A 26,673-nucleotide genomic window follows, 5' to 3' on the forward strand; every position below is an offset into this window, starting at 1 on the left:
CAAACCGAAGCCATGAACGACACCGTCCACCACACGATCCGCTACGGCGACTGGGCCACCATGTCTGCCGAAGCCAAACTGATACGCACCGAAGTCTTTGTCGAAGAGCAGGGTGTGCCTGCCGAACTGGAAATGGACAATATGGATGTGCTGTGCCTGCACGCGGTGGCGTACGACGCTGCCGGCGTGCCGATCGGCACCGGCCGCCTGCTGCCCGATGGGCACATCGGCCGCATGGCCGTGCGCAAGTCGGGCCGGGGTACCGGCGTGGGCGGCGCGCTGCTGCAAGGCCTGATGGCGCAAGCCCGCGCACGCGGCGAAAGCCTGGTCGCCCTGAGCGCCCAGACCCATGCTGCCGCCTTCTACCAGCGCCACGGCTTTGCCATCGAAGGCGAAGAATTCCTCGAGGCAGGCATCCGCCACATCAATATGAACCACAAGTTCTAGTGGATCAGTTCTTCCTGTAACGTCGCAGTGGCGTCGGCGTAGAGCTTGACGACGGTGGACGTGCGGGTTCCGTAGCCGGGGCTTTCGATCTTGACCGACGACAGCACCCGTTCCACTTCTAGCGGCACGCCGGTTTCCGGCAGGCGCTGGTCGGGGGCGGGGGTGGTGTCGGACAGCATTTCGAAGAAGGCATCGTCCGGTGCGCCCAGGCACAACAGGCTGGCGAACTGAGCCTTGGTTCTGAGCACTTTCGGCCAGGGAGCATCGAGCAGAGCGTTCGAGACGCCGTATACGCCGGGTTCGAGCGGCTTGCCGTTGCGCGGGTCGCTGTCGCCCCGGTTCGAGTACCAGATCAGGGTGTCGCGGTCGCCGATCACCAGGTTGAAGCCGTTGTAGCGGTCAGCCCGCTGGCGCAGGTCATCGATGTACTCTTGCGGACTCATGCAGCCGGCCAGGTAGTCGGCCACCAGTTGGCCGCGTGACGGCGCGTCGTCGCGGTGCTCGCTGGGGGCGCGGATGTTGGTAATCGCGGCAAAACGGGCGCCGCCGTGGTGGTTGGGGCAGTCGGCCGGATGGGTGATGCCCATCCAGCTGCCGCCCGCCTGCAGGTCGCGGCCCGCATACACTTGCGGATGCTCGGGCCACGGCGCGGCCGGCGCGGTGGCGCGCTGGTAGAACTCGTCACGGTTGGCAGCAGCTACCAGCGGCACTGTCGGCAACACTTTCCAGGCAAAGACGATCAGGCACATGGCACGACATCCACGAACGCTTCGAGGTGGCGGGCGCCAACGATCCACTGCGACAGGCCGGCCCGGTCCACTGCTGCGGCCAGCGTGCCGGCGAAATTGCCGGGAGCGGCCGGATAGATTTCCATCCAGGTTTGCACGTCGTCGTCCGCTTCCGGACGGCGTTTGAGTTCGCTGGTAATGGCGAACTGTTCGGCCAGTTGCGCCTGCATGGCGGCAACTGCCGAGTGCAGGGCTGCCGCGTCGGCATCCCTGACCTTGTAGTAAATATAGAGATCCATGCTAGAGGTCGAGCGGTTCCAGCACGTACGGCAGCGCCAGGAAGGTCAGCGCCGGGCCTGCGGCCGAGCCGAGGCGCACCGACGCCGCGTCGATTGCGGCCAGTTTCATCTCCACCAGCGCATCGACGCCGCCTTGTCCGTTCGGTGCGGCGTTGACGATCATGCCGCAAGGCTGTTCCGGATCGGCCGTGGCAAAGACTTCGGCGCCGGCCACTGCGGCCGGATCGGCAATGCTGACCAGCGTGGTACGGCGCTTGAGCTTGCCGAGGTACTGGCTGCGGGCGACGATTTCCTGGCCCGGGTAGCAGCCTTTTTTAAAGTTGACCGCGCCCAGCAATTCGAAATTGACCATCTGCGGCACGAACTGTTCCTGCGTGGCCTTGTCGATCTGCGGCACGCCCGAGTGGATTTCGGCCAGGCGCCAGGCCTGGGCGCCGCCCACGGCCAGCTTGCTGGCCAGTTCGGCGGCGATGGTATCGGCAGTTGCCGCCGACATCAGCCACTGGTAGCGCGCCGCACCGAAGGCGTCGGCCACGCGCAGCAGCGTGCCCAGCGGATGCTCGACGCGAGTGAACGGTTTGGCGGGCAGGGTGTCGAACCAGTTTTGCAGCACGACTTCGGCCTTGTCGCCGCCAAAGCCCAGCACCACCTCCATGCCCGGCAGTTCGGTGGCGTCAGTGAGCTTGGTTTTGGCGCGCAGCACGAACATCGACAGGCGCTTTTGCACCGGCGCCTGGATTTCGCGCGGCAGTTGCAAGAAGATGGTGGTGGCGCTGCGCCACATCAGGAACGAGGCCAGCAGGCGGCCCTTGGGCGAGCAGTAGCCGGCCAGGCGCACGTCGTCGGCGCCGAGGTGCTCGACATCGTTGGTCAGTTGGCTATGCAGGAACTTCGCCGACTCTTCACCATCGAGGGCGATCAGGCCCTGGTCGGTGATCGGTGCGACAAAGCCGGCGGCAAGCGCGGCGGTGGTCAGCGGGCTAGCCGGCGCGGCGGCAGATAACAGTTCGGTCCAGGATGACATAATTTCCAATATTTAGCGACGTATGTGACGATGTAGGTGACGATTACGCATTATCATTACGGGCTCATTATAGTGATGTCCCGTCGATCGCGTCGGCAACGGTGCAAAAGCGTCCGTAATACTGGCGCATCGCCTCCGGAAGTGGCAAGCTGGTCGATTGATTCAAATATGGCGTAGAAATGGCTTTTATTAAAAAAATAATCACACTCTGCATTCTTGTCGCGCTCGCGGTCGGCGGTTACTTCATGTACTGGCAGCAAGCGCCTATCCTCACCGGCGCCGCCGAACCGATCGCCTTCACCATCGTGCCCGGCAGCGGCGCCCACGCGGTCGGCCAGCAAATCGCCGAGGCCGGCGTGCCGATCCAGCCGCTGCTGTTCAACCTGCTGGCGCGCAGCACCGGCAAGAGCAGCCGCATCAAGGCCGGCTCGTACGAACTGAAGCCGGGTACCACGCCGGCGCGGCTGATCGAGCAGCTGGTGCGCGGCGAATTCGCGCAGGAGCAATTGACCATCATCGAAGGCTGGAGCTTCCGCCAGATGCGCGCGGCAATCGACGCCCACCCGGGCCTCAAGCACGACACCATCACCCTCAGCGACACCGAGCTGATGAAAGCCATCGGCTCCGAGTACGAGCGCCCGGAGGGCCTGTTCTTCCCCGATACCTATTTGTTCGCCAAGGGTTCGAGCGAATTGCAGATCTATCGCCAGGCCCACGCGATGATGATCAAGCGCCTGGAGGCGGCCTGGGCCAAACGCGAAGCGGGCTTGCCGTACAAGACGCCATACGAGGCCTTGACCATGGCCTCGATCGTGGAAAAGGAAACCGGGCAAAAGTCCGAGCGCAACATGATCGCCGCCGTGTTCGTCAACCGCCTGCGCCTGGGCATGATGCTGCAGACCGACCCGACCGTGATCTACGGCATGGGCCTCAAGTTCGAGGGCAATATCCGCAAGCGCGATTTGGAGACCGATACGCCGTTCAACACCTACACCCGCACCGGCCTGCCGCCCACGCCGATCTCGCTGCCGGGAGTGGAATCGCTGGCCGCAGCGATGGCGCCTGCCAAAACCGCCGCCCTGTATTTCGTCGCGCGCGGCAATGGCACCAGCAAATTCTCAGACAACCTCACCGACCACAACCGGGCAGTGAACCAGTACCAACGATAGAGCCATGACCGATTCCAGTATCCGCCACAACAAATTCATCACGTTCGAAGGCATCGACGGCGCCGGCAAGTCCACGCATATCGCGTTTGTCAGCAAGTACCTGCAAGACCGCGGCATCGACCTGGTGAGCTCGCGCGAACCGGGCGGCACCCAGCTCGGCGAGAAGCTGCGCGAACTGGTGCTGCACGAAACCATGCACCTGGAAACCGAAGCATTGCTGATGTTTGCCAGCCGCCGCGAACATATCGCGCAGGTAATTGCACCGGCGCTGGCACGCGGCGCCTGGGTGATTTCCGACCGGTTTACGGATGCCAGCTTCGCTTACCAGGGCGGCGGCCGCGGCATGGACCTGGCCAAGCTGGACGCGCTGGAGCAGTGGGTGCACCCGCACCTGCAACCGGATCTCACCCTGCTGTTCGACGTACCGCTGGAAGTGGCCCGCGCGCGGCTGGACGCCACCCGCACACTCGACAAGTTCGAGCAGGAAAAGACCGATTTCTTTGCCTCCACCCGCAACGAATACCTGCGCCGCGCCGCGCAGTTCCCGCAGCGCTTCCGCCTGGTCGATTCCACCCGCACGATTGCCGAGATCGAGGTGGAGATCACGGCCATTCTCGACGAACTGCTGGCGCAGCACTAGCCGCAGATCCCGCAGCCCACGCCGACGGAGCCAACCATGATCTCCAGCCAGTTCGTGTCGCAGGTCCGATTGCGCGTGGCCGACGTGCCGGGATTCGACCGGTATCCGTTTTCGCTGCCTGCCGTGCGCCATCTCGACGTCCTCGACCTGCATCCCAGGGTGACCTTCATCGTCGGCGAAAACGGCTCCGGTAAATCGACGCTGATGGAGGCGATCGCGGTGTCGTTCGGTTTCAATGCCGAGGGCGGCACGCGCAATTTCGGCTTCGGCACGCGCGCTTCGCATTCGGTGCTGCACCAGTACCTGCGGCTGTCGAAGGGCATACGGAAACCACGCGACGGCTTTTTCCTGCGCGCGGAAAGCTTCTTCAATCTCGCCACCGAAATCGAAAGACTCGACGCCGAGCCATCGTTCGGGCCGCCCATCATCAACTCCTACGGCGGCAAGTCGCTGCACGAGCAATCGCACGGCGAGTCGTTCTTTTCGCTGGTGATGCACCGTTTCGGCGGCAACGGATTTTATGTGCTGGATGAACCGGAAGCCGCGCTCTCGCCGCAGCGCCAACTCTCGCTGCTGAGCCGCATCCACGACCTGGTGAAAGACCGCTCCCAATTCGTGATCACCACCCATTCACCGATCCTGATGGCCTATCCCGACGCCGTGATCTACCAGTGCACCGACACTGGCATCCGCCAGGTCACGTACGAGGAGACCGAGCACTTCCAGGTGATGCATGATTTTGTGGTCGATCCGAAACGGATGCTGGATATTTTGCTGGATTAGGAACCACTGATAGTATGGCACTTTATTGGCCTTAAATTATTAGGTAGCTGAATGCGAGTAAATCAGACTGGTAATTTCCGCCTGCACATTTAACGTTTCTGAGGATTGAAGCGATTCTTTTAGGCCGCTAACGGCCAGGAGCAGACTTCGACACTACGTAAAATTCTTGAATAAATTCGACTCCTATGCCCGCCCAGATAATTTCTCTTGACGTAGTTATTGAACCCATCGCATCTTCTGACTTTGAAGTATTTTTTGCGTATTTAAACGACCATCTTTCCGATAACGGAAAACCCGGAAGTGTTTATTTTCAGCCATTGCCGTACGCTGAATCGGTGTTTTCGATTGATAGGGCTAAGGCTTTTCGGGATGCGCTAGACATCCCGATGGGAGAGCCAGGTTGGCGTCGATTGTGGGGAGCGTTTACTCCTGGTCGAAAGTTGGTAGGTCACATCGACTTGCGGGCAAATCCGGAGCGATTTGCAGCTCATCGTTGCCTTCTAGGTATGGGAGTTGACCGAACCTTGAGAAAGTTTGGAATGGGACAACGCCTAATTGAACATGCGGGAAAATGGGCCTCGGAAAGCGGCAAACTAAAGTGGATTGATTTGCAAGTTTTGTCTGTTAACCAACCTGCTATTCGCCTATATCAGCGCTCGGGCTTCACGAAAACTGGAGAGGTGCCTGAAATGTTCGAGATAGATGGCCAACCTTTTTCGTATACGAGTATGGCGAAGAGGGTTGAGGTCAATTTTAGCGATCTCGTGTAACATCATTTCGCAGGGCGGCGACAACTATCGGGCAAGGCCTGACGAACGAGAAAGGCAACATGAGGTTGTTTAGATTCCTTTTGGTGTTGACCGTTGCTTCATCTGCCGTTGCGATAATGATGTGGGCTTGGAGTGAAATATCGATTGACCGATGCCTAGATAGTGGCGGGCGATGGAACAGAGAGAAATCGGCCTGTGAGGGCCCGTCACGCTAGACTGTTTTCGGCCATTAGCCGCCATTCATGTATTGATGAACTATGAAAATACTCGAGCGTCTGTTGGAGTTGGAAAATGCGGCTGAGTTTATCGGAGTGATTTGCGGGTTGGGCATTCTTGGGTACATTGGCACGACATGGGTTCTTGCGCTCTGGAGTCTCGGTAGTTATGCCATCGCTGTGACTGCTTCGATTGCTGGAGCTGCGTTAGCGCTGCTTGCATTGGTGCGAATTCCTATTGCACTTATCATAGTATTCGGGGCTGCCGCAATTTCCATCGTTGCTTTCTTGGCCGGTCAGTTGGGCATCCTTCTACCTTAAGGATTGACTCGAATCGGCCAAAAGCAGTCGTTCAAAAAATTATTAAATACGAATTTTAAGGTAAATATACTGACTCCTAGCATGAAAGAAGACATGAATCGACGTCTAAGGGATGCCCTTGAAGCCGTTAAGGATGAACAATCATTCACCCGATTTTTGCTTGCGCTGGCTACCGACTGGGAGACTGAGCAAGAGATTGAATCTGTACAGCCATCATCGCCTTATTCGAGTGGGGCATCACGCTGGCTCGCGCTGCCACATGGCCTCCATGGCAGACATCGTTGACGCGTAGTCGGACCAAGTCGCACCCACGCAATTTGCTGTAGATGGCCAAGTTGAAGAGTGCCAAGTCTCGGACCCTGCCGAAGATTTCCAGGCGAACGCGAATTGCCCAGATTTCGCTTACGCGAAGCGGTGCTTTTTGCCCCACCAACTTGCCCTTGTTCCACGGCATACTGTGGCATGCGGAACCTTTCAATGGATTGTTCATGATAGACCTCCTGGATTGAAGCTCTACTATGCGCTGGACTGGCGGCGGTCGCATCCGAAAGGGATGTGGTAATTGGTGAGTTTTCTATTTGGGCAACATGGTATCCTTGCTCATCGGCCGGGCGTGGCCAGGAGCGGACTGTCGCAACTACCGCCTAATCAATCAGCAAAAATGTTTATTTACGTCTTAGTCTTTACCTGTATTAGCGCTGGCAACATTGTTCATTGTTGGTGTCTCGTTCGCCATCGCTGGGGATGGGAATAGAGCGCTATGGTTGCCGGTAATGTTAGTTGAGATTACGGTATGGGGCTTCTTCACCCATAGCGTATGGGAAGCTGCCACTCAGAGTTCTGGCGGGTATCTTGCATTGATATTTCGGTCGCTTAGTTTTCCTCTATTATTGTGGTTAAGTGCTCGCTACTTTAAGAGATGGAGAGAGCGATTTTGACCGGAAACGGCCAAAAGCAGACAGTGAGGGGAATTCCGTATGAGACTTCATATTATTTACACTGAATAGGCCATACTGTTGTCGAAGAAGGATTATGCGACATGGCAGGAAATCCAGCAGGAGTTCCCAGATTACAAAGCATCACTCGGTCCTTGGATTGATGCGGCGGTAGTGGAGTATCTTGATGAAGAGTATGTCGATATTTTTCCAAACGCGAACAAGCAGATTGCTGAGTTTCTAAAATCGGAGTCAAAGGCTGCTGTGGTACGGTTCGCGAAGCAGGTACCATCATCCAAGTCAGCAACCGGTCAGAATTCGACGCCGATGCCGACGCCGAAAAATTTAAACTTATTGGGCTAATTAGATGCGTCAGAATATTAATAAATACTTGGCGTCACTCAACTGGACAGAGAAAGTACCACCTGTCGTGGACTTCCATATGTACTTCTTGGGTAACACCGAAGAGGAATGCATCGCACCGAATCAATGGGAAAGCGGACGGCCATCCATAAGTGAGCTTTATGCAAGATTCAAAGAGATAGCGGCCAAACAAGACGTAGAAAAAGTGCTAGTCGGATTGCACTCTGACTGGGATGACCCTGACTATACTGACGGTTTCCCTCCAGGGGAGAATGTTCATATTTTAACCTCCGCCAGCAAGCGTGATGTTGAGAATTGGATAGTTGGCCTAGGGGCTGATGGAGTGGTCAATGGCTGGCCCTATGGGAGACCAGGAAACGCGCCGGAGCCGTCAGACGGGTACGCAGTTTATTCCGTATGCTGGGACTAGTAATTATCTATTTGCTTATGAAAAAATCTGAACCTTGGACGAGTATCATTTCATACTGGAGTCGATGCGGTCTGCCAATCCGTCAGGGCGTGACATTGGAGTCAATCAAGGCCTTTGAGGAGAAATATCAGGTCACTTTACCATTCGATTTCGCTGAGTATTTACAAGCCGTTGATGGAACTGGCAGCGATGATTCAGATGAAAATATTCTTAGTTTCTTGTCGCTTGCTGAAATGCGGCCTGTTCACGAGGTGCTGGATGACTGTGGAGATGTCGTGTACCCCGACCGGTTTGCATATCCCAAATGCTTTATATTTGCAGACTATTCGAGGCAAGTGACGTGTGCGGCTGCTATTGTTGTGTTCGCTTGTTCGCCCCGACAGAGGTAACACTTTGGGCTGACTCGAACGATCCAAACGATGAATACCCAGGTGCTTTGAGGGAAGCAAATGATAAGTTCCGTGGTTTGACAGCGGTATGCCCAGCCTGCGAAGACACCTCCGTCATAGGCTCGGCATCAGGGGCGACAATGACACTTTCTTTTCTTAAAGAGATGAATGATTACTGGTGCTCGCAGAATAGGCCAGTTGGCCTTTAGCCGCCAGCAGCAGGCCAGGAGCCGACGGTGAGGGATTGTGAAAATTTAAACTGTGCAGCGTGAAAATTTAGACATACGAAATATGGTTTCATCGGAATTATTACAGTCATGGGCTCGAACTGAGATGTTACTGGAGAAAGCTCAGGATTTGCTCTCTCCTGAGGTCTTCCAAGAGCATGAGATTACTCTTACGCAGATGGCCGATTTTATCGAGCATAACGAGCTTGGACTTGCATTTGTTTGGTTGAAGTCGATTGCGGAGGAGAGCCAATGGGATTCTGTAGAGTTATTGAATACGCTCCTTTTAGCAGCAGAAAACATGAATAGAACCGATGATGGAAATGCATTGCGACAGCGTCTCCGTGAGCTGGCTTAGGTATCAGCAGGGTTCGGCAAACAGCCGATATAAGATGATTGTACTTTTGGGGGGAGCAGATGACTACGGTCTTGGCTGAAACTGAATGGGTTCAAAACCTTGCTTCAGATTTTGTAATTCGTTTCCTAGCCAGGCTCAGTTGCGAGATAACCATTGTCGGGCGAAATGGTTATGAGGCCGGCACTGACGAGTTGATAAACCCGAGGCAACTTCGTAGAGTCAATGAAGTTCAAAATAAGGTTACTGCATGCCTTTCCCAATTGCTCGAAGGCGAATGCCCAGATGGTTTCGTTGAGTCGATTGCTCAGAGGGTGCTTGCGGAAGACGACGATGAGTTGAAGTGCATGCTTGAACGGTCATGGCTTCAAGCGAAAAAGTACGTTCAATCGAAATGACCGCTTTGGGGCGACAACGGCGTGTCGGGCAGCATTTTTTCACTATGAAAATTGAACCGTCTGAATCCTGCCCGCAGCTGACTTTAGAATAAATTCATAATGAAATTTTTACAAAGCGAACGCGAGACGTTGATAGGACCCGCTGCGGTAGGTGTTGCGTTGGGTATAGTTTTAGCAGTCTGCACTATCGCGTTCAATAGTGAATACAACGCAGCAGCTTCGTCCGACTGGGCAGCAGTTGGCGACACAGCGTTGATTTTTTTCGGCGGGTTTCTCCTGGCGTTTGTCCCTTTCGGTTTGGCTCCCGTGTTAATCGGACGCATCAGACTCGGAGCCGGAAAAAAGAGCAAGTAACCCCGGCTGCGGCCAAGATCAGCCATTCAAAAAGCGGGTTTTAAACGCCATCACAGCCCCGGAATATCAACGTTATGAAACCTGCTCATCCCCACCACCCGGGTACTGCTGTCCGAATACGATAACTCCACCTTGTCCCCGGGCTTGGTCAGTACCAGTTCCTCCGACAAGTCCGAACTGCCGGTAAAGATCGTGCCGAGGGTTTTCTCGGCCGTGGCCAGCGTGATGTAGTACATGGTCTGGTTGTTGCGGAACTCCGACGAGATGCGCACGACCGTGCCCTTGAGCTCGACATCGCGCGCTTCGGTGCCGATGTCGGCGGCTACGCGGTTAGTCGAGCGTTTCGACTGGTAGCTGCGCAGCGTGGCGGACAGCGTATCGGCCACGCCGATCACCTGGTTGTTGCGCATATCGACCATGCCGAACGCGCGGGACACGCCTTGGGCGTCGCGCAGCGCCATCACGTACGTGGGGGCGCCGCCCACCAGGAATGGCAGCGGGTTGGTGGCCTGGTAGCGTTTTTCCGGGTTGACGTTCTCCGCCGCATGGGCTGCCGTGTATTGCGACACCGACGGCACCTTGAACCAGCGCACCGTCTTGGTCCGCGAATCGACAAAATAAAAGCCGGACAGGCCGTTGTTGTTGCCTTTCGAGGTCATGCCGCCCACCCAGTACGGGCGCTGGTCGGAGCCGTATACCAGGTCGAGGTAGCCATCGACGCGCAGCCGGCCTTCGTTGTTGAGGTTGAAGTAGCCGTGGATGAATTCGCCGCGATCCTGCATCTGCTCGAGGATGAATTCTTCGGCCTGGATGCGATCGACCCACTTCGGTTCCGTGCCCAGCTTGTAGCGCACCACGTCGCCGGTGACAGCATTGACGGTGACGATGCCGGTCGATTCGCTGCCGGAGAAGCCCACCTTGTGCTCGTACGTGGTGCCGACGAAATACGGCACGCCGTCATCATCGATTTCCGGCTCGAAATCGGTCAGGCCCACCGTGGCCTGGCCCGACAGGTAGGCGTGGCGCTCGACGTGGTCACCAAAATAGGCCGACAGCAGGTAGCGCAGCTTGAGCGGCTTGCCATTGAGTTCCATCACCAGCTGCACGTCCGCCGGGTCGTGCGCGGAGACGGTCAGGTAGCCGGGCGTGCCGCCGTCGGCAAACCACTTGAAGAAACCGCTATGCTCGAGAAAAGCCACCCACACCAGCTTGTCGCGCACCAGTTGTTTTACTGGCCTGCCCACCCGCACTTGCGACCCAAGCGAGGCAATTTCGGACAGTCGCTTCTGCATCGCCTGCAAGGCCATGTCCTCCGACACCAGCGGCGCCTGGTCGATATCGATCGGCGGCAGGGCGTCGTGGAAATTGGCCTGGTGTTCCGTGCCCAGCATCTGGTAATAGGCGTTCGCACGGATGATCGGCGCACTGGTCAAGAACACCACCGCGCCGAACAGCACGGTCAGCGCCGTGTACGCCGCCATCAGTCCCACCCGCCCGGTGAGCGCCACCGCCGGGATCGCCGCCACCAGCAGCACCACTTAGATCCCGGCAAAGTCCAACGCCAGGGTCGGGATCTTGAAGTAGAACAGGGCCGCCAGCAGCAGGACCGAGAGGACCAGGCCGACAATACTCAAGGTACGGCGCGGATAGCGGGAGTGGCCAGGGTGACGGTACTTCATGTGCTCCATTCGTGAGGTGCCGGGCTGTGGATGCCGAAATCGATGCATAGAATACCATTTTGCCTATGAGAAAGTAAGGAAACGGCGCCCGGTGGCGTACAATCGCTCACCCGCGCGGAGTATCTTTACTTTGCTTATGCGCATGATTTAAAACACAATACCAAGAATGAGCGATTCCATTTATCCCTGGCAGCAAGAATCCTGGCAACAATTGCAGCAGTTGCGCCAGCGCCTGCCGCACGCGATCCTGTTCCACGGCGCGGCCGGCATCGGCAAGGCCGACTTTATCGAGCGCTTCGCCCAGGGGCTGCTGTGCGAGGCCGTGCGCCCCGATGGCCACGCCTGCGGCCAGTGCGCGTCGTGCGGCTGGTTCGCCCAGCACAATCACCCCGATTACCGCCGCGTGCGGCCCGAAGCGCTCGAAGACGAGCCGCCCGAGGGTGAGGAAGGCGAGGGCGATGGCGGCAAAAAGGCGGCCAAGTCCACCAAAACGCCGTCGAAAGAGATCAAGATCGAGCAGATCCGCAACCTGGCCGACTTCATGAACGTCTCCACCCACCGCGCCGGCTTGCGCGTGGTGGTGCTATACCCGGCCGAGGCGCTGAATATGCCGGCATCCAACGCACTGTTAAAGACCCTGGAAGAACCGCCGCCTGGCACCGTGTTCCTGCTGGCGTCCAACAGTCTCGATCGCCTACTGCCCACCGTCCTGTCGCGCTGCCGCAAATTTGCCATGCCGATGCCGTCGCACGACCAGGCGCTGGCCTGGCTCAAGCAGCAAAACGTCCCGGACGCCGACAGCTGGCTGCGCGAGCAGGGCGGGGCGCCGCTGGCAGCCATGGCCCAGGCCGAATCGGGCAACCGCGACGACCTGGAAACCCTGCTGCAACTGCTGGCCCGTCCCAGCGTGGAAGGCGCCCTGAAAGTGGCCGACAAGCTGCAAAAAGTGCCGCTCACGGCGCAGGTGTCATGGTTGCAGCGCTGGCTGTATGATGTGTGTGCGCTCAAGCTGGCGGGCAACGTGCGTTACTATCCACGCTATCAGCGCGAATTGGGCAGCCTGGCCGATAAAATCCATATCAGCCGGCTGCTGGCGGTGATCAAGGGCGTCAACGACCGCCGCGCCACGTCGGACCACCCGTTGTCGCCGAAGCTGTTTTTGGAGGATATGTTGCTCGACTATACCGCCGCCTGCACCCACTGAGAGATCGACCATGCCCGCTGACAGCCATTTCGATTCCACCACCGCCCCGGGCTTGCCCGGCCGGCCGGCGGTGCTGTCGCTGGCAATCCGCGAGAAGGCGGCGCTGTATGCCGCTTACATGCCGTTCCTCAAGCACGGCGGTCTGTTCATCGCCACCAAGCAGCCGTACAAGCTCGGCGACGAGTTGTTCCTGGCGCTGACCCTGATGGACGAGCCCGAAAAATACCAGGTGGCAGGCCGGGTGGCCTGGATCACCCCGGTGGGCGCCCACCACGACAAAGCGCAAGGCGTGGGCATCCACTTCCCGGATGACGAAGGCGGCCAGAAGCTGCGCCAGCGCATCGAGGATATCCTGGGGCCGGCGCTGCGCTCGGCCCGCGCCACGCACACCCTGTAGCCGCGCACTGGGGACAAGCGGTACAATCGCACCATGTATATCGACTCCCACTGCCACATCAATTTCCCCGAGCTGGCTGCTCGCATGCCCGAGATCCTGGCCAAGATGGCCGACAACGGCGTCACCCACGCCTTGTGCGTGTCGGTAGACTTGCCGGACTTTCCGCAAGTGCTGGCGCTGGCCCACCAGTATCCGCACATCTATGCGTCGGTGGGCGTGCATCCCGACTACGAGGACACGCCCGAACCCACCGTCGAACAACTGGTCGAGCTGGCCGACGATCCGAAGATCATTGCCATCGGCGAGACCGGCCTCGACTACTACCGCCTGGAAGGCGACCTGGAATGGCAGCGCGAGCGCTTCCGCACCCATATCCGGGCGTCGCGCATTACCCGCAAGCCGCTGATCATCCACACCCGCAGCGCCAGTGAAGACACCATCCGCATCCTGCGCGAAGAAGGCGCCGCACCGGAGGCCGGCGGCGTGGCCGGCGTGATGCACTGCTTTACGGAATCGCTGGAAGTGGCGCGCGCCGCTATCGAACTGGGCTTTTATATCTCGTTCTCGGGCATCGTCACCTTTAAAAGCGCCAAGGAGCTGCAAGCCGTGGCTTTGGAGGTGCCGCTCGAACGCATGCTGATCGAGACCGATTCGCCGTACCTGGCGCCGGTGCCGTTCCGCGGTCGCACCAACGAGCCGGGCTATGTCGCCCACGTGGGCGAGTACATCGCCAGGCTCAAGGGTATCCCGGTGGAAGAGGTCGCAGCGCAGACGTCGGCCAATTTCTTCAAACTGTTTAACGTCAAAGAGGCCGCCTGATGAGACGTCATTACTGGTTGCTGGCCAGCGTTGCCATCATGTTGTCCGGTTCGGCGCTGGCAGCAGCATTGCCGCCTGCGGAAGTGGCGCTGTTCCGCGCCGTCGAGCAGGACCGTGCATCCAGCGTGAAAAAAGCGCTGGCCGGCGGCGTCAATCCCAATGCACGCGACCTGGGTGGCGAAACAGCGCTGATCGTTGCCATCCGCAACGACGCCAACGACGCTGCGACGGTATTGATGGACCAGAAGGGCATCGACCTCGAAGCCAAGGCACCAAACGGCAACACGGCGCTGATGATGGCTGCGTACCGCAAGAACCAGCCGCTGGTGATCGACCTGCTACGGCGCGGCGCCAAGGTCAATCAATCCGGCTGGACCGCCTTGCACTACGCGGCGGCGGGCGGCAGCGCCGAGATCACCAACTTGCTGCTCGATCACAAGGCCCAGATCGACGCCGAGTCACCTTCGGGCATGACACCGCTGATGATGGCCGCACGCGAAGGCCAGGAAGACGCGGTCAAGGTACTGCTCGCACGCGGCGCCAATGCCACCCTCAAGGATGGCGGCTTTCACTTGACGGCTTCGGGCTTCGCGCTCAAGGCCGACAAGCCGTGGATCGCCAAGGCCATCGACGCCCACCTGGCAGCCAAGGGCATCAAACCTCAGTAGCCTATGTCTTCGAGGAAGGCATCGATATAGTTCGAGCTGTCCTCGGGCGCGCTCAAATGCGGGCAGTGGCCCACGTTGCTAATCACTTTCACGGTCGAGAGCGGCAGGTGGTCGCGCAGGTAATCGCCCACCTCGCGCGGCGCCACCAGGTCGTCGCTGCATTGCAGGACCAGTGACGGAATGGTCGACCTGGCCAGGTCCGCGCGGTGGTCGGCGGTAAACGTCACGCGGGCGAAATGGCGGGCGATCTCCGGATCGTTATGCTCGAAGCGGGTGAGCAGTTCGCGCGTGAGCTGCGGCTGGTTCGGCGCCCCCATGATGGCCGGCGCCATGTGGCGGGCCCAGGCCAGGTAGTTATCATCGATCAGTTTGAGCAGTTGTTCGATGTCTTCCGCATTGAAACCACCGACGTAATCGCCATCGTTCATATAGCACGGCGACGGGCCCACCATCACCTGGGCGGCGAAACGCTCGGGGCGCTGTATCGAAGCCAGCAGGCCGATCATGGCACTCACCGAGTGCCCGACAAAAATCACCCTGCCTTTCGCATAGAGTTCGATAATCTCAAGCATGTCTTCGGCGTGGCCGTGCAGGTCGGCGTACTTGTTGCGGTCGTAGGCGGACAGGTCGGAGCCACCGTGGCCGGTCAGGTCGAGCAGGATGATCTTGTAGCGCCGGCTATACGCCGGGTGGATGAAACGCCACATGGTCTGGTCGCAACCATAGCCATGGACGAACATGATCGTGTGGTCCCCATCGCCGTGACAATGGACGTTGTTGCGTTGCTGCACCGACATTACTATCTCCTTGAAAGCAACACCCAGTATACGGTGAAAGTGCGGATAATAGTGATTAAAAGGTAAGTTGGATCAAAGCATACCGATATATCGAGAATTGGCGGGTAATTCCTGTCCATCTCGTAACATCATGCCGAAGCGAAATTCTTGATAATGAGCCTATCCGCATTGCATCCAGAGACAGTGCGATTCATAGTTTGTTAATAGAGGGAAATCGAGGACATCCATGCTGAACGAACGCGAGATCGAAAGCTGCTATCTGGGGCAATTCATACCAGTCCACTACCATCACAATATGTTGATGGACCAAAACCGCATGCACGGGTTCAAATCGGCAATCGATTACGCGGTCCGGCCCGGCGCCAAGGTGCTCGAGCTCGGTGGTGGCACCGGCGTGCTGTCGTGGTTTGCGGCAGCCAAGGCCGCCAAGGTGTATTGCGTGGAATTCAATCCGGACATGGTGCGCGAGGCCCGCAAGATGCTGGCGCTTAATCCCAATGGCGAAAAAGTGGAAGTCATCCACGCCGACGCCTTCGAATACCTGCCACCGGAACCGGTGGACGTGGTGATCTGCGAAATGATCCACGTGGCCATGCTGCGCGAAAAACAGGTGGAAGTGATCGAATCGTTCAAGCGCCGCTACCTGGAACGCTTCGGCGGACCGCTGCCGGTATTCCTGCCCGAAGCAGTGATCATGGCAGTGCAGCCGCTGCAGCAGGAATACGATTTCGAAGGTTTCTATGCGCCGATCGTGCAATTCCAGGAAACCCAGGTGGTATACCCGGGCACCGTGGAAATGGCCCATCCGGCCGTGTACAGCATTATCGACTTCAGCCAGCCCAGCCAGCTGACCTATGCGTGGCAGGGCAAGTTCGTGGTCGAGCGCACCGGCGAAATCAATGCCATGCGTTTCGTCACCAAGAACGTGCTGGCTGTGGTGCAGGACCGGGCCACCACCATCGACTGGCTCAACCATTACATGACCTTGCCGCTGGCGCTGCCGGTCAAGGCCCGCGCGGGCGATGTGCTCGAAGTGAGCTTCCAGTACCGGGCCGGCGGTTCGATCCCGTCGCTGCAGGCGTCGCTCAAGGCCGAGCTGGTTTTTGAGGCGGCCACGCAATCCGTGGCACACGTGCCGGCTTACGCCTAAGTTGCTGCTGTGGACTGGACGGGAACAGCGTATACTTCCGCTTTTATATTTTTAAGTTGAAGAAGATGGAACAGATCGACCAGCGCTACCTCGTCCAGCAAAACAAGATCGCCGACGGCGACACCAAGCCGCCGGTGTTTGCCAAGGTGATGCGCAGCAAGGAAGGCGCCTTCGAGGGCGTCTCGTTCATTAAGTCGAAGGACAAGGCGTCGGTGCTGACCATCGACCAGGCCAACGAGGCGATTGCGTGGTCGGCCAAGAAAAAGCCGAATGCGCACGAGTACGTCACCAAGATCATCTGCGTCGGCCAATAAAAGGGCCAATACCCCGGTCCGCCACGCCGGTCCGCCACGCCGTTCATCCCGCCTTTTCCCCGCTTGATTCCCGCGTAGCTGCAACCGGTCGCACCATCGTTGCAGCAAAAACTCCCGGTCACTACAGTGTCAGCATCGACACCATTGTGATCCGGGAGTTTTTATATGTTCAGTTTTTTATTATGGCTGGTCCTGCTGCTGGTGTGCTGGCCGCTGGCGCTGCTGGCGCTGGTGCTCTATCCGCTGTGCTGGCTGCTGACGCTGCCGTTTCGCCTGATCGGCATCGGCGTGGAAGGCATATTCGAGCTGCTGCGCGCCGTGGTCATGCTGCCGGCGCGCATCCTCGGTGGCGGCGCGCGCCGCTAGATCAGAAGTCCACCTTGACGCCGATGCCGATCGACTTCTGCGCGTAGTTGTAGTCGATCAGGCTCTGGCCGTAGCCGCTGAAGCCCTGCACATACCCTTTCAGGTTGGCTGCCACCGGGAACGCCCAGCCCAATTGCAGCGCGCCGTGGTTGGTGTGCAGGTTGCGGCGCGCCAGCATCGAGATTTCGTGGCCGTCCCAGCGATAGCTGGCGGTGACGTCGCCGTGGCCGAGGAAGTCGTTGATGTCGATGTTGTCGTTGTCGGAGCGGGAATTGTCGAGGCGCTTCCACAGGCGGAAGTTGACCGCAAAATTACCCTTTTCGGCGCCGATCTGGGCGTAGATCCGGTTCCAGCTGCGCGACAGCGTCGAGGTCTGGCCGTTGGACTGGTGGACCATGCCCAGGGTCAGGAAGCGCACATCGACGCCACCGAGGTTCAGCGCCAGCGGCGTGGTTACCATCAGCTCGGGCTGGTAATTGGTTTCGCGGAACGGGCTCGATGCAGAGCGGTTGTACGCCTGCCAGAAGCTCTCTTGCGTATAGCCGAACCACAGATCGACCGGGTAGCCGAATGCCTGCTCGAGCATCTTCATCTTGAAGCTGAGCTGGTACATCAGTTCCACGTGTTTCGACTCGAGGCCGTCGGGCGAAAATTCCTTGAACGGCTGGTCGTTATTGCCGCTGCTGTAATTAGCCAGCAGCAGGTAGCTGTCGCGGTGCGGACGGAAATTGAACACGCCGCGCTTGGCCGACCGGTCCAGCTCCCACGACTGCACCATGCGCGAGACCTTGTCTTCGGCGGGGATGGTGGTCAGCTCGGCCACTTTCGGCGGCAGGACGGCTTCGGGTGGCGGCGGTGGGGCGTCGGGCTGGGTACGGGCAGGGGCATCTGCCGCCGCCACTTTTTCCGCCTCGGTGGCCGGGCCGCCGGTGGCCGGTGCGGCCGCTACCTGGCCGCCCGGCGTCTTGCGCGCCAGGCCGTCGTAGCAGGCCAGCCGCGCGCTGGCGTCGCCCAGTACCGAGCAGCGTTCGATGCGCAATTCAAGTTCGGGTGTGTCGGTGGCGGCTACCTGGGCCAAAGCGAGGACGGGGGCCATGCCAAAGGATAGGAAAAGGGCGGTTTTCGGTCGGACAGTCATGCAGATATTCCCGGTGAGATGTAAGCTTGCAGTTTAGTCCAGAGACTATATTAATTGCTGTTCGGTACGTCGCACATTTGGAAACAACTTTACTGCTTGAAATATTCTGTGCGCGCCGCACCTGAGACTACCCAAACCAGTTGTGTACGAGGAGCTGTGATGACCCGCAAAACCCCTATCGAGCGCTATCGCAATATCGGCATCAGCGCCCACATCGACGCCGGCAAAACCACCACCACCGAGCGTATCCTGTTTTATACCGGCGTCAATCACAAGATCGGCGAGGTACACAACGGCGCGGCTACCATGGACTGGATGGAGCAGGAGCAGGAACGCGGCATTACGATTACGTCCGCCGCCACCACGGCGTTCTGGAAAGGCATGGCCGGCAACTTCGCCGAGCACCGCATCAACATCATCGACACCCCGGGCCACGTCGACTTCACCATCGAAGTCGAGCGCTCGATGCGCGTGCTCGACGGCGCCGTCATGGTCTATGACGCCGTGGGCGGCGTGCAGCCGCAATCGGAAACCGTGTGGCGCCAGGCCAACAAGTACAAGGTGCCGCGCATCGCCTTCGTCAACAAGATGGACCGCGTCGGCGCCGATTTTTTGCGCGTGCGCGAACAGATCGCCAACCGGCTGAAAGGCGTGCCGGTGCCGATCCAGCTGCCGCTGGGCGCCGAGGACAATTTTCACGGCGTGATCGACCTGGTGAAAATGCGCGCGATTAACTGGGACGACGAGAGCCTGGGCGTGAAGTTTACGTACGAGGACATTCCGGCCGACTTGCAGGCGCAAGCACAGGAATGGCGCGACAAGCTGGTGGAGGCGGCGGCCGAAGCCACGCCCGAGCTGCTCGACAAGTACCTCGAAGGCGAGCAGCTGACCGAAGACGAGATCAAGGCCGGCCTGCGCCTGCGCACCATCCGCAACGAAATCGTGCCCATGCTCGCTGGCAGCGCGTTTAAAAACCGCGGCGTGCAGGCCATGCTCGACGCCGTGATCGAATACCTGCCATCGCCGGTGGACGTGCCCGCCATTTCAGGCACCGACGAGCAGGATCGGCCGATCGAGCGTCATCCGGCCGACAGCGATCCGTTCTCGGCGCTGGCGTTCAAGATCATGACCGATCCGTTCGTGGGCCAACTGACGTTCTTCCGCGTGTATTCGGGCGTGGTCAATTCCGGTGACACGGTCTATAACCCGACCAAGTCGCAAAAAGAACGGCTGGGCCGCATCCTGCAAATGCACGCCAACGAGCGCAAGGAGATCAAGGAAGTGTATGCCGGCGATATCGCGGCGGCCGTCGGCCTGAAAGGCGTGACCACGGGCGATACCTTGAGTTCGCCCGACCACGTGATCGTGCTGGAAAAGATGATCTTCCCCGAGCCCGTGATTTCGCAGGCGGTGGAACCGAAGACCAAGGCCGACCAGGAAAAAATGGGGATTGCCTTGAATCGCCTGGCGCAGGAGGACCCGTCGTTCCGCGTGCATTCGGACGAAGAGTCGGGCCAAACCATCATGTCCGGCATGGGCGAGCTGCACCTGGAAATCCTGGTCGATCGCATGCGCCGCGAATTCGGCGTGGAAGCGACGGTCGGCAAGCCGCAGGTGGCGTACCGCGAAACGATCCAGAAAGCCGTCACGGATGTCGAGGGCAAGTTCGTCAAGCAGTCGGGCGGACGCGGCCAGTACGGCCACGTGGTGCTGGCGCTCGAACCGCTCGAACCCGGTAAAGGCTTCCAGTTCGTCGATGCGATCAAGGGCGGCGTGGTGCCGCGCGAGTTCATTCCGGCCGTCGATAAAGGCGTGCAGGAAACCTTGCGCAGCGGCGTGCTGGCCGGCTACCCGGTGGTCGATGTCAAGGTAACGCTCACGTTCGGTTCTTACCACGACGTCGATTCGAACGAAAACGCGTTCCGCATGGCCGGTTCGATGGCGTTCAAGGAAGGCATGCGCCGCGCCGACCCGGTGTTGCTGGAACCGATGATGCAGGTCGAGGTGGAAACGCCGGAAGAGTTCATGGGCAACGCCATGGGCGACCTGACGTCGCGGCGCGGGATGGTGCAGGGCATGGATGAAATTGCCGGTGGCGGCGGCAAGATCATCCGCGCGCTGGTGCCGCTGGCGGAAATGTTTGGCTACTCAACGACGCTGCGTTCATTGTCGCAAGGCCGTGCAACGTATACGATGGAATTCAAGCACTACGCGGCCGTGCCGAAGCACATCCTCGACCAGATTGCCGTGTCGAAGTCCCGCAACTGAGTAACTGATTAACTAAGCGATCCCCGTGCGAGCGGGGATTTTTTTACTCGAACACTTTCAATTTCAGCTGTATCGACAAGGCGCCATACAGCCGATCCTTGTATTTCGGTACCACCGCCACGTTCACGCCCACGCTCTTGTACTCGAAGCTGGCCGTCGGTATCGCTGCCGGAAACCAGCCGCCGTCGCGCATCTTCGGGTAGCCGTTGAACCCGCCCACTACCGCGCCCAGCCGCACCGGCCCGATGCTGAACGGCTGGTAATACACGCCCACGTAATTCGAATATTGCCGATCGCTGTTATAGAAGCGACCCATCGTTGCCGACGCCACGGTCGAAAAACGGTATTCCGCGCCCAGCCCCGGATTGCTGTTGTTCAGTCCCTTGTCGCGATCGAAGTGGTACGAATAAAAGCCGGCATTGAGCCACACCTGCTTGAGCGGCGCGGACTCGATGACCTCGAAGGTATCGGCCACGGCCGCGCCGTGCAGCCCGGCCAGCGCCAGAACGCCAAAAAGAAAACGCAATCGAGAGCTCATGTCATGGTTCCATGCAGTAAAAGATTGGCAATTATAGCGATTCCAGGCTCTATAATTGCGCAGCTGAAACTTTAAATCTGAATGCCATGACGCTCGCCACCCGTGTACTCCCCCTGATTCTTGCCGTGCTGTTGGCCGGCTGTTCTGCTTCGATCAAGCAGCGCATCGCCGCCTGCAAGGTCGGCGACTGGCAGCAGATCGGCAAGACCGACGGTGCAGAAGGGGCGCCGCCCAACTTCGCCGAGCGCAAGGATTTTTGCGATGACCACGTCGATGGCGGCAAGTCCGTTACGGCCGACGCCGCCGCCCGCTACACGACCGGTTGGGAACAGGGCAACGCCGAGCTGTGGTCGGGCCTGGGCGCGGCCGATGGCACGCGCGGCCTGCCGCAACAGTTTGCCGCGCGCGCTGCCGCCGAGGACATGCGCAAGCGCAAGACCCCGCCCAACCAGGGCGCTTATGACGCTGGCTGGCTCAAGGGCAATTCCCAGTACTGGGAAGGCATCGGCAAACGCGATGGCGTGGCCGGCCAGCCGTTGACCGCCAGGGAAGCGGGCCGCAGCCAGGCTGATCACTCCGGCATCCGCTTTGACGATGCTGCCTACAGCAACGGCTGGCAGGTGGGCAACCGCCAGTTCTGGCAGGACGCCGGCGCCAACGATGCCAGCAACGGCGTGCCTGACAGCGAACTGCAGAAGCGTGCATCGAGCGCCCGCAGCCTCGGCGTGCAAGTGCAGGAAGACGTGTACCGCGCTGCCTGGAATGGCGAAATCGTCAATTATTGGCGCAACCTTGGCGCGCGCGATGCGGTGACCGGTTCCGAATTCGGCGTGCGCGGCCGCGAAGCGCGGCAAAAAGGCCTCAAGATTTTCGAAGCCGAGTACCGGCAAGCGTGGGAAAAGCGCCTGATGGAACACTGGGAACAGGCGGGCAGGGAAGACGGCTACGGCAAGCCGTTCCTGCTGGAAGAGCGCATCGCCAACGCCCGCCGCGACGGCGTGTTCGCCATTCCCGACACCCGCACTATCTATACCCGCGCCTGGGAAGCGGAAAATGCCCGCTACTGCGTGCCGGAAAACGCCTTCGAGCACGGCCGCGCCAACCGCAGCATGGCGATAGAAGTCTGCGGCTCGCCGCTGCGCGACAAGCTCAAACACGCGTACTTCAGCGGCCAGGACTTCGCCAGCGCCGAAGTGCGGCAACGCCAGGGAGTCGAAGACGCACGCCAGATCGAAGCACGGTTATACGATGGCCGCAAGCGCCTCGACCGCCTGGACCGCGACATCCGCAACAACCAGCCGACCAAGGAGAAACCGGCCACCGACGAATCGGACAAGCAGAACCGCCGCCGCGAACAGGAGCGGCGCGAGCTGGTGGACCACCTGCGCCGCCTGGAACGCCAGCTCGACGACGCCCGCCTGTGGCTCGACCAGAACGACTTACACATGCAACGCCTGCGCCGCAATATCTATTAGGAGTCTATCCCGACAGGGAATGCGGCGCTGCTTGCGCGCCTCCTCCCTACCGGAAGAGGTCCCAAAAAGAAACGATTTGCATTATCATTTGCGATTCTCTTGCGTGAATGTTATTTAACGATGAAAACCATTAATGTCCGGCGCTGGGCCTGGGTCCACAGGTGGAGCAGCCTGGTGTGTACGGTGTTCATGCTGTTGCTGTGTATTACCGGGCTGCCGCTGATCTATCACCACGAGATCGACCACCTGCTCGGCAACGCCATCGAGGCGCCGGTCATGCCGGCAGCAACGCCCAAGGCCAACCTCGATGATGTGATCGCCGCCGGCAAGACCTTGTATCCGAACAAGGTCATGATGTATATGTCGCAGGAGGCCGACGAGCGCGAGATCTGGTACCTGACCATGGGCGATACGCCCACGTCGGAACAGTTCAAGTCGATCGCGGTCGATGCCCGTACCGCCAAAGTATTGGGCGAACCCAGCTTCGAGGGCACCTTCCTCGGCGTGATGTTTCACCTGCACGTGGACTTGTACGCCGGCCTGTGGGGCAAGCTGTTCCTCGGGTTCATGGGGCTGCTGCTGATCGTGGCGATCATCTCGGGCGTGGTGCTGTATGCGCCGTTCATGCGCAAGCTGCACTTCGGCGAGGTGCGGCGCACCCGTGGCCCGCGCGTCAAATGGCTCGACTTGCACAATATGCTGGGCATCGTCACGCTCACCTGGCTGTTCGTGGTAGGCGCCACCGGCATGATCAATACCTGGGCCGACCTGTTGGTGAAGTACTACCAGTACACCGAGGTGGCCGCCATGATCGCGCCCTACAAGGGCATGCCCACGCCAAGCAAGCTGGGCTCGATGGAAAAGGCGATGGCCAACGCCACGGCGGCCGAACCGGCAATGCAGGTCGGCTTCGTGGCGTTCCCCGGTACCGCGTTTTCAAGCCCGCACCATTACGGCATCTTCATGCACGGCAACCAGCCGCTGACGTCGCGCCTGTACAAGCCGGTGCTGGTCGATGCGCAAACCAGCGAGATTACCGACCGCCGCGAACTGCCATGGTACCTGACCGCCTTGCTGGTCTCGCAGCCGCTGCACTTCGGCGATTACGGCGGCGGCTGGCTGCAGTTCCTGTGGGCGATGCTCGATATCGCCGCCATCATCGTGCTCGGCAGCGGGATTTACCTGTGGCTCAAGCGCGGCGTCCAGACTACCGCCCCGGGAGAGCAATCATGACCGACCATTTCAAACGCCTGTGGGGCGGCCCGCTGGTGATGGCCGTGCTGACCGTAATCGGCCTGCTGTCGGCGCTGCTGGGCGACGGCTTCTGGGACTACCTGTCCGCCGTTGCGCTGGGCATACCGGTGCTGGCCTGCGCCTGGTTCGGCTGGCGCCGCCGTTAGCGGCCGCCCGGCATCCTGGCCGGGGCTGTACTCGCACCGGCACCCGAACCTGCATCGGGCCGCGCGCCGGGACCGGCGCCACCGGCCCGTCGCGGCGGCGGCGTGGCGCCGCCGAAGCGGTAGCGCATGCCCAAATACATCACGCGGCCGTCGTAGCGCCGCAGCGAATTTTCCTTGAGCGTGCTGGTGTCGCTCACGAATGCCATCTTGTTGCCATTGAAGGCGTCCTGGATGTCTAGCAGCAGGTCGAGGCGCGGCGTGTACGCGTGGCGCACGGTGAAGTTGAAGGTGGTGGTCGGTTCGCGGTAGCCTTGGCCCACCAGGGTGCGCCCTTGGGCATTGAGCATCGACTGCACGGTGGTCTGCGGCGTGAGCTGGTAGCTCAATCGCACGCGTCCGCTCAGCGAATTGGTGGCGCGCCGGTTGCTTTGCCCGGTGTCGTCGAGGATGCGCTGCTCGCTGCGCGCCAGGTTGCCGCTGGCATTGAGCGTGAGCGTGGGCATCAGCTTGCCGCTGAGACTGAACTCGAGGCCGCTGGCAGCCGAGCCGGGACCGTTGTCGCTGGTGGACAGCAGCACCGACTGGTTGATGAAGTAGCGGCGTGACAGGATGGCGTCGCTGTCCTTGCGGTAGTAGCCGCGTAGATTGGCGTCCATGCCGAACAAACGGCTTTCGTAGCCCAGCTCGAACGAATTGGTGCGCGTCGGTTTCAACTTCGTGTTCCCCGACCGCACATTGAATTCATCGAGATAGATCACGAACGGATTCAACTCGTAGTCACCGGGCCGGCGCAGGCGGTTGGCATAGGCAAAGCGCAGGTTGCTCTCGCTTGACACCTTGTACGTGGCGAACAGGCTGGGGATATAGTTAACGTAGCTGTTGCTGGCGCGCACGCCGGTGGTGACCTGGTTGATGTCCAGGTCGGTGTGCTCGACGCGCAAGCCGCCCATCACGCCCCAGCGCTCGTTCAACCGCGTCTGCCAGGTGCCGTACAGCGCAACGATGGTCTCGTCGAGCTGGAAGCGGTTGGTGCGCGTGCTGCTGACGGTTTCTACCTGGCTTTGCGGATTGATGTCGAAGTAGCGGGCATCGATATCGTTGTGGGTGCTGACCGCCTTGAAGCCGGCCTTGACCATCGATTGACCCACCGGACGCTCGTAGTCGGCGGTGAAGTCGGCCACGCGCTTGTCGTTCAGGTTGGCCTGGCGCGCCTGGGCGTCGAGCCGGCCTGCCGGCCGCACGTTGTAGGTATTGGCGTAAGCGCTGTTGCTGCTAATGTCCGCGCCCGACACGCGCAGGTCGAGCTTGAACAGCTCACCGTCGATATCGCCCTTGTGATCGAGCCGTCCGCCCCAGCTGTAGCCGGTGTTGTCGCCGCTGCGCCGGCTGCTGCGGCTGTAATCGCTGGTGACCACTGGGCGGGTGTCGGTGAGCACGTACGAGTCTATCCCGCTATTGTCGTTGCTGCGCGCATTGTACGAGGCGCTTGCCTGCAGGGTGTCGCGCGCGTTCAGGTTGTAGGTCACCGCGCCGTTGATGCCGGCCGAGTCGTTGAGCCCTTCCTGGCGCGAGCGCTGCACCGTGTGCGAACGTTCGCCGGTGAATGGCGAGATGCGGTCGCGCACGGTGTCGCCGGTGCTGTTACGGCCATCGTGGCGCACGTTGATGCTGCCCTGGACGCCCCACGGGCCTTCGTTATAGGTACCCGAGGCCGAGCTGTTGTACCGGCCGCCGGTGCCGCCGTTAGCGCCCACCGAGGCCATGCCGCCCGGCTTGCGGTTGCGCCGCGTAACCAGGTTGAGGATCGGGCCGCCGCCGCCATCGGTGCCGAACTGCGCGCCGGGATTGTTGATCACTTCGATCGACTCCACGCTGTCGGCCATCATGGCGGCCAGGTTGGCGCCCCGGCTCTCGCCCTGCAACATGGCCGACGGCTTGCCATCGACCATGATCTGCACATTGGTGCTGCCGCGCAGCGTGACCGTGCCATCGGGATCGACCGCCACCGACGGCACCTTGTTGAGCGCATCGGCCACCGACGCGTTGCTGGCGGCGGCATCGTCCTTGACGTCGTAGACCTGGCGGTCGATGCGGTTGGTGGGGCGTTCGGCCGAAACGGTCACCGAGGCCATGCCGGCGGCGGCGTCGGCTTCCGGTTCGGGCGGGTCGGCTTTGACGGGTTTCTCTTCTTTGTCCGCAAGCGTCGTGGCCGGCACAGCGGCGGCAAGCGTGGTGACGGGTGCGGTCGTAGGCCCGGTGCCAGGCACATCGGCAGGCCCGGTACCCGACACGATCGCCGGTGCGATCGATGGCACAGTCGTTGGCACTGCAGCAGGCAGAGCGCCAGGCACGACCGGGGGCACGTCGGCAGGCACAACATTACGCACGGTCTCCGGCCCGTTAGCTCGCAACGCACCAGACGCGGCCGTGGGCACGCCGGCAGGCCCGGCCGCAGTGGAGGAAACTTGCGCAGAGGCCGAGGCGCTGGCGCACAGCAGCACCACGCTCGAGGCGCGGCGGATGGAATAGTTGATGGAAGGCATTACGCATACTAGCGCCTCGCCGCGTCCCCGAGTGCGCAACCGGTTGACAGTTTCTGGCTTGCACGCGGCA

General features: G+C 60.1%; 32 protein-coding genes. 22 read left to right on the forward strand and 10 right to left on the reverse strand.

The genetic code is table 11. The features are described 5' to 3' along the window. The first annotated feature begins 12 nt into the window (after window positions 1-12). Window positions 13-447, forward strand: a complete 435-nt coding sequence (locus F8197_RS04270; protein WP_056145630.1) for a GNAT family N-acetyltransferase — start codon at window positions 13-15, stop codon at window positions 445-447. Here the strand turns inward: F8197_RS04270 and F8197_RS04275 are convergent. The 3 genes from F8197_RS04275 to F8197_RS04285 are packed head-to-tail and all read right to left on the reverse strand — an operon-like array spanning window position 444 to window position 2,498. Further along, entirely contained in the window at window positions 444-1,196 is a 753-nt protein-coding gene (locus tag F8197_RS04275; protein WP_152880211.1) for an NRDE family protein, read from the reverse strand. The two genes, F8197_RS04270 and F8197_RS04275, sit on opposite strands and share 4 nt — an antisense overlap. Beyond that, window positions 1,187-1,474 carry a DUF4936 family protein gene (locus tag F8197_RS04280; RefSeq protein WP_152880213.1) on the reverse strand — a complete coding sequence of 96 codons (288 nt, stop codon included), beginning with the start codon at window positions 1,472-1,474 and terminating at the stop codon, window positions 1,187-1,189. Before F8197_RS04280 ends, F8197_RS04275 begins: the two co-directional genes overlap by 10 nt. Before the next feature lies 1 nt (window position 1,475). Next, complete coding sequence (locus F8197_RS04285) at window positions 1,476-2,498, reverse strand: folate-binding protein YgfZ (RefSeq protein ID WP_152880215.1); 1,023 nt, start codon at window positions 2,496-2,498, stop codon at window positions 1,476-1,478. Window positions 2,499-2,677: 179 nt separating this feature from the next. Here F8197_RS04285 and mltG point away from each other — a divergent pair, with 179 nt between their 5' ends. From mltG to F8197_RS04310, 5 genes are all read left to right on the forward strand, one after another. Beyond that, entirely contained in the window at window positions 2,678-3,667 is a 990-nt protein-coding gene (gene mltG / locus F8197_RS04290; RefSeq protein ID WP_152880217.1) for an endolytic transglycosylase MltG, read from the forward strand. 4 nt (window positions 3,668-3,671) lie between these two features. After that, complete coding sequence (gene tmk / locus F8197_RS04295; RefSeq protein WP_152880219.1) at window positions 3,672-4,307, forward strand: dTMP kinase; 636 nt, start codon at window positions 3,672-3,674, stop codon at window positions 4,305-4,307. Window positions 4,308-4,343: 36 nt separating this feature from the next. Next, the gene (locus tag F8197_RS04300) at window positions 4,344-5,090 is read left to right on the forward strand and encodes an AAA family ATPase (RefSeq protein ID WP_152880221.1); all 747 of its coding nucleotides are present in this window, start codon (window positions 4,344-4,346) and stop codon (window positions 5,088-5,090) included. Window positions 5,091-5,275: 185 nt separating this feature from the next. After that, window positions 5,276-5,860: a GNAT family N-acetyltransferase gene (locus F8197_RS04305; protein ID WP_152880223.1), complete on the forward strand. Its 585-nt coding sequence runs from the start codon at window positions 5,276-5,278 to the stop codon at window positions 5,858-5,860. A gap of 257 nt (window positions 5,861-6,117) precedes the next feature. Then, a complete protein-coding gene (locus F8197_RS04310) occupies window positions 6,118-6,396 on the forward strand; it encodes a hypothetical protein (protein ID WP_152880225.1) in 279 nt (92 codons plus the stop codon). Between the two features lie 169 nt (window positions 6,397-6,565). Here F8197_RS04310 and F8197_RS04315 read toward each other — a convergent pair whose 3' ends face one another. Beyond that, on the reverse strand, window positions 6,566-6,886 hold the full coding sequence (locus F8197_RS04315; RefSeq protein WP_373996785.1) for an integrase: 321 nt from the start codon (window positions 6,884-6,886) through the stop codon (window positions 6,566-6,568). 526 nt (window positions 6,887-7,412) lie between these two features. On the opposite strand from F8197_RS04315, the gene F8197_RS28490 reads away from it, so the two are divergent. From F8197_RS28490 to F8197_RS04345, 5 genes are all read left to right on the forward strand, one after another. Continuing rightward, complete coding sequence (locus tag F8197_RS28490) at window positions 7,413-7,694, forward strand: hypothetical protein (protein WP_193333322.1); 282 nt, start codon at window positions 7,413-7,415, stop codon at window positions 7,692-7,694. Between the two features lie 447 nt (window positions 7,695-8,141). Further along, window positions 8,142-8,513, forward strand: coding sequence for an SMI1/KNR4 family protein (locus F8197_RS29425; RefSeq protein WP_193333323.1), 372 nt, complete (start codon window positions 8,142-8,144; stop codon window positions 8,511-8,513). Between the two features lie 333 nt (window positions 8,514-8,846). Beyond that, on the forward strand, window positions 8,847-9,098 hold the full coding sequence (locus F8197_RS04335; RefSeq protein WP_152880229.1) for a hypothetical protein: 252 nt from the start codon (window positions 8,847-8,849) through the stop codon (window positions 9,096-9,098). A 59-nt stretch (window positions 9,099-9,157) separates the two neighbouring features. Then, the gene (locus F8197_RS04340) at window positions 9,158-9,493 is read left to right on the forward strand and encodes a hypothetical protein (RefSeq protein ID WP_152880231.1); all 336 of its coding nucleotides are present in this window, start codon (window positions 9,158-9,160) and stop codon (window positions 9,491-9,493) included. A 99-nt stretch (window positions 9,494-9,592) separates the two neighbouring features. Then, complete coding sequence (locus F8197_RS04345; RefSeq protein ID WP_152880233.1) at window positions 9,593-9,847, forward strand: hypothetical protein; 255 nt, start codon at window positions 9,593-9,595, stop codon at window positions 9,845-9,847. Between the two features lie 50 nt (window positions 9,848-9,897). On the opposite strand, the gene F8197_RS04350 is transcribed toward F8197_RS04345, so the two are convergent. Both F8197_RS04350 and F8197_RS28495 read right to left on the reverse strand, forming a co-directional pair. Continuing rightward, window positions 9,898-11,385 carry a hypothetical protein gene (locus F8197_RS04350; RefSeq protein WP_152880235.1) on the reverse strand — a complete coding sequence of 496 codons (1,488 nt, stop codon included), beginning with the start codon at window positions 11,383-11,385 and terminating at the stop codon, window positions 9,898-9,900. After that, complete coding sequence (locus F8197_RS28495) at window positions 11,386-11,526, reverse strand: hypothetical protein (protein ID WP_193333324.1); 141 nt, start codon at window positions 11,524-11,526, stop codon at window positions 11,386-11,388. Between the two features lie 166 nt (window positions 11,527-11,692). Here F8197_RS28495 and F8197_RS04355 point away from each other — a divergent pair, with 166 nt between their 5' ends. From F8197_RS04355 to F8197_RS04370, 4 genes are read left to right on the forward strand one after another with little or no spacing between them, the layout of a single operon-like run. Then, window positions 11,693-12,730, forward strand: a complete 1,038-nt coding sequence (locus F8197_RS04355) for a DNA polymerase III subunit delta' (protein WP_152880237.1) — start codon at window positions 11,693-11,695, stop codon at window positions 12,728-12,730. Between the two features lie 10 nt (window positions 12,731-12,740). Beyond that, window positions 12,741-13,127, forward strand: a complete 387-nt coding sequence (locus tag F8197_RS04360) for a PilZ domain-containing protein (RefSeq protein WP_152880239.1) — start codon at window positions 12,741-12,743, stop codon at window positions 13,125-13,127. A 33-nt stretch (window positions 13,128-13,160) separates the two neighbouring features. Next, a complete protein-coding gene (locus F8197_RS04365; protein ID WP_152880240.1) occupies window positions 13,161-13,946 on the forward strand; it encodes a TatD family hydrolase in 786 nt (261 codons plus the stop codon). Next, window positions 13,946-14,614 carry an ankyrin repeat domain-containing protein gene (locus F8197_RS04370; protein ID WP_152880243.1) on the forward strand — a complete coding sequence of 223 codons (669 nt, stop codon included), beginning with the start codon at window positions 13,946-13,948 and terminating at the stop codon, window positions 14,612-14,614. The genes F8197_RS04365 and F8197_RS04370 overlap by 1 nt, the downstream gene beginning before the upstream one ends. Here the strand turns inward: F8197_RS04370 and F8197_RS04375 are convergent. Further along, a complete protein-coding gene (locus F8197_RS04375) occupies window positions 14,608-15,411 on the reverse strand; it encodes an alpha/beta fold hydrolase (RefSeq protein WP_152880245.1) in 804 nt (267 codons plus the stop codon). The genes F8197_RS04370 and F8197_RS04375 overlap by 7 nt on opposite strands. A gap of 226 nt (window positions 15,412-15,637) precedes the next feature. On the opposite strand from F8197_RS04375, the gene F8197_RS04380 reads away from it, so the two are divergent. The 3 genes from F8197_RS04380 to F8197_RS04390 all read left to right on the forward strand — a co-directional run bounded on the left by F8197_RS04380 (window position 15,638) and on the right by F8197_RS04390 (window position 17,241). Next, window positions 15,638-16,561, forward strand: a complete 924-nt coding sequence (locus F8197_RS04380; RefSeq protein WP_152880247.1) for a methyltransferase domain-containing protein — start codon at window positions 15,638-15,640, stop codon at window positions 16,559-16,561. 65 nt (window positions 16,562-16,626) lie between these two features. Next, window positions 16,627-16,875 (forward strand): hypothetical protein, encoded by a 249-nt coding sequence (locus F8197_RS04385; RefSeq protein ID WP_152880249.1) that lies wholly within the window; start codon window positions 16,627-16,629, stop codon window positions 16,873-16,875. Window positions 16,876-17,040: 165 nt separating this feature from the next. After that, complete coding sequence (locus F8197_RS04390) at window positions 17,041-17,241, forward strand: hypothetical protein (RefSeq protein WP_152880251.1); 201 nt, start codon at window positions 17,041-17,043, stop codon at window positions 17,239-17,241. A 1-nt stretch (window position 17,242) separates the two neighbouring features. Here the strand turns inward: F8197_RS04390 and F8197_RS04395 are convergent, their stop codons facing one another. Continuing rightward, complete coding sequence (locus F8197_RS04395) at window positions 17,243-18,337, reverse strand: phospholipase A (protein ID WP_193333325.1); 1,095 nt, start codon at window positions 18,335-18,337, stop codon at window positions 17,243-17,245. Window positions 18,338-18,538: 201 nt separating this feature from the next. On the opposite strand from F8197_RS04395, the gene fusA reads away from it, so the two are divergent. Next, on the forward strand, window positions 18,539-20,647 hold the full coding sequence (gene fusA / locus F8197_RS04400; RefSeq protein WP_152880253.1) for an elongation factor G: 2,109 nt from the start codon (window positions 18,539-18,541) through the stop codon (window positions 20,645-20,647). Between the two features lie 43 nt (window positions 20,648-20,690). Here the strand turns inward: fusA and F8197_RS04405 are convergent, their stop codons facing one another. Then, the gene (locus tag F8197_RS04405; protein ID WP_152880254.1) at window positions 20,691-21,185 is read right to left on the reverse strand and encodes a hypothetical protein; all 495 of its coding nucleotides are present in this window, start codon (window positions 21,183-21,185) and stop codon (window positions 20,691-20,693) included. Between the two features lie 86 nt (window positions 21,186-21,271). Between F8197_RS04405 and F8197_RS04410 the strand changes: the two genes are divergently transcribed. The 3 genes from F8197_RS04410 (at window position 21,272) to F8197_RS28500 (ending at window position 24,060) form a co-directional block, all read left to right on the forward strand. Further along, entirely contained in the window at window positions 21,272-22,660 is a 1,389-nt protein-coding gene (locus F8197_RS04410) for a DUF2799 domain-containing protein (protein WP_152880256.1), read from the forward strand. Window positions 22,661-22,780: 120 nt separating this feature from the next. Beyond that, window positions 22,781-23,893 carry a PepSY domain-containing protein gene (locus tag F8197_RS04415; RefSeq protein WP_152880258.1) on the forward strand — a complete coding sequence of 371 codons (1,113 nt, stop codon included), beginning with the start codon at window positions 22,781-22,783 and terminating at the stop codon, window positions 23,891-23,893. Further along, window positions 23,890-24,060 carry a hypothetical protein gene (locus F8197_RS28500; RefSeq protein WP_193333326.1) on the forward strand — a complete coding sequence of 57 codons (171 nt, stop codon included), beginning with the start codon at window positions 23,890-23,892 and terminating at the stop codon, window positions 24,058-24,060. The genes F8197_RS04415 and F8197_RS28500 overlap by 4 nt, the downstream gene beginning before the upstream one ends. On the opposite strand, the gene F8197_RS04420 is transcribed toward F8197_RS28500, so the two are convergent. Next, window positions 24,057-26,603: an outer membrane beta-barrel family protein gene (locus tag F8197_RS04420; protein ID WP_152880260.1), complete on the reverse strand. Its 2,547-nt coding sequence runs from the start codon at window positions 26,601-26,603 to the stop codon at window positions 24,057-24,059. The two genes, F8197_RS28500 and F8197_RS04420, sit on opposite strands and share 4 nt — an antisense overlap. Between the last annotated feature and the right edge of the window lie 70 nt (window positions 26,604-26,673).

Origin of the sequence: Duganella sp. FT27W, from assembly GCF_009295655.1 — a bacterium.
In the GTDB taxonomy this organism is placed as follows: domain Bacteria; phylum Pseudomonadota; class Gammaproteobacteria; order Burkholderiales; family Burkholderiaceae_D; genus Rugamonas; species Rugamonas zoogloeoides.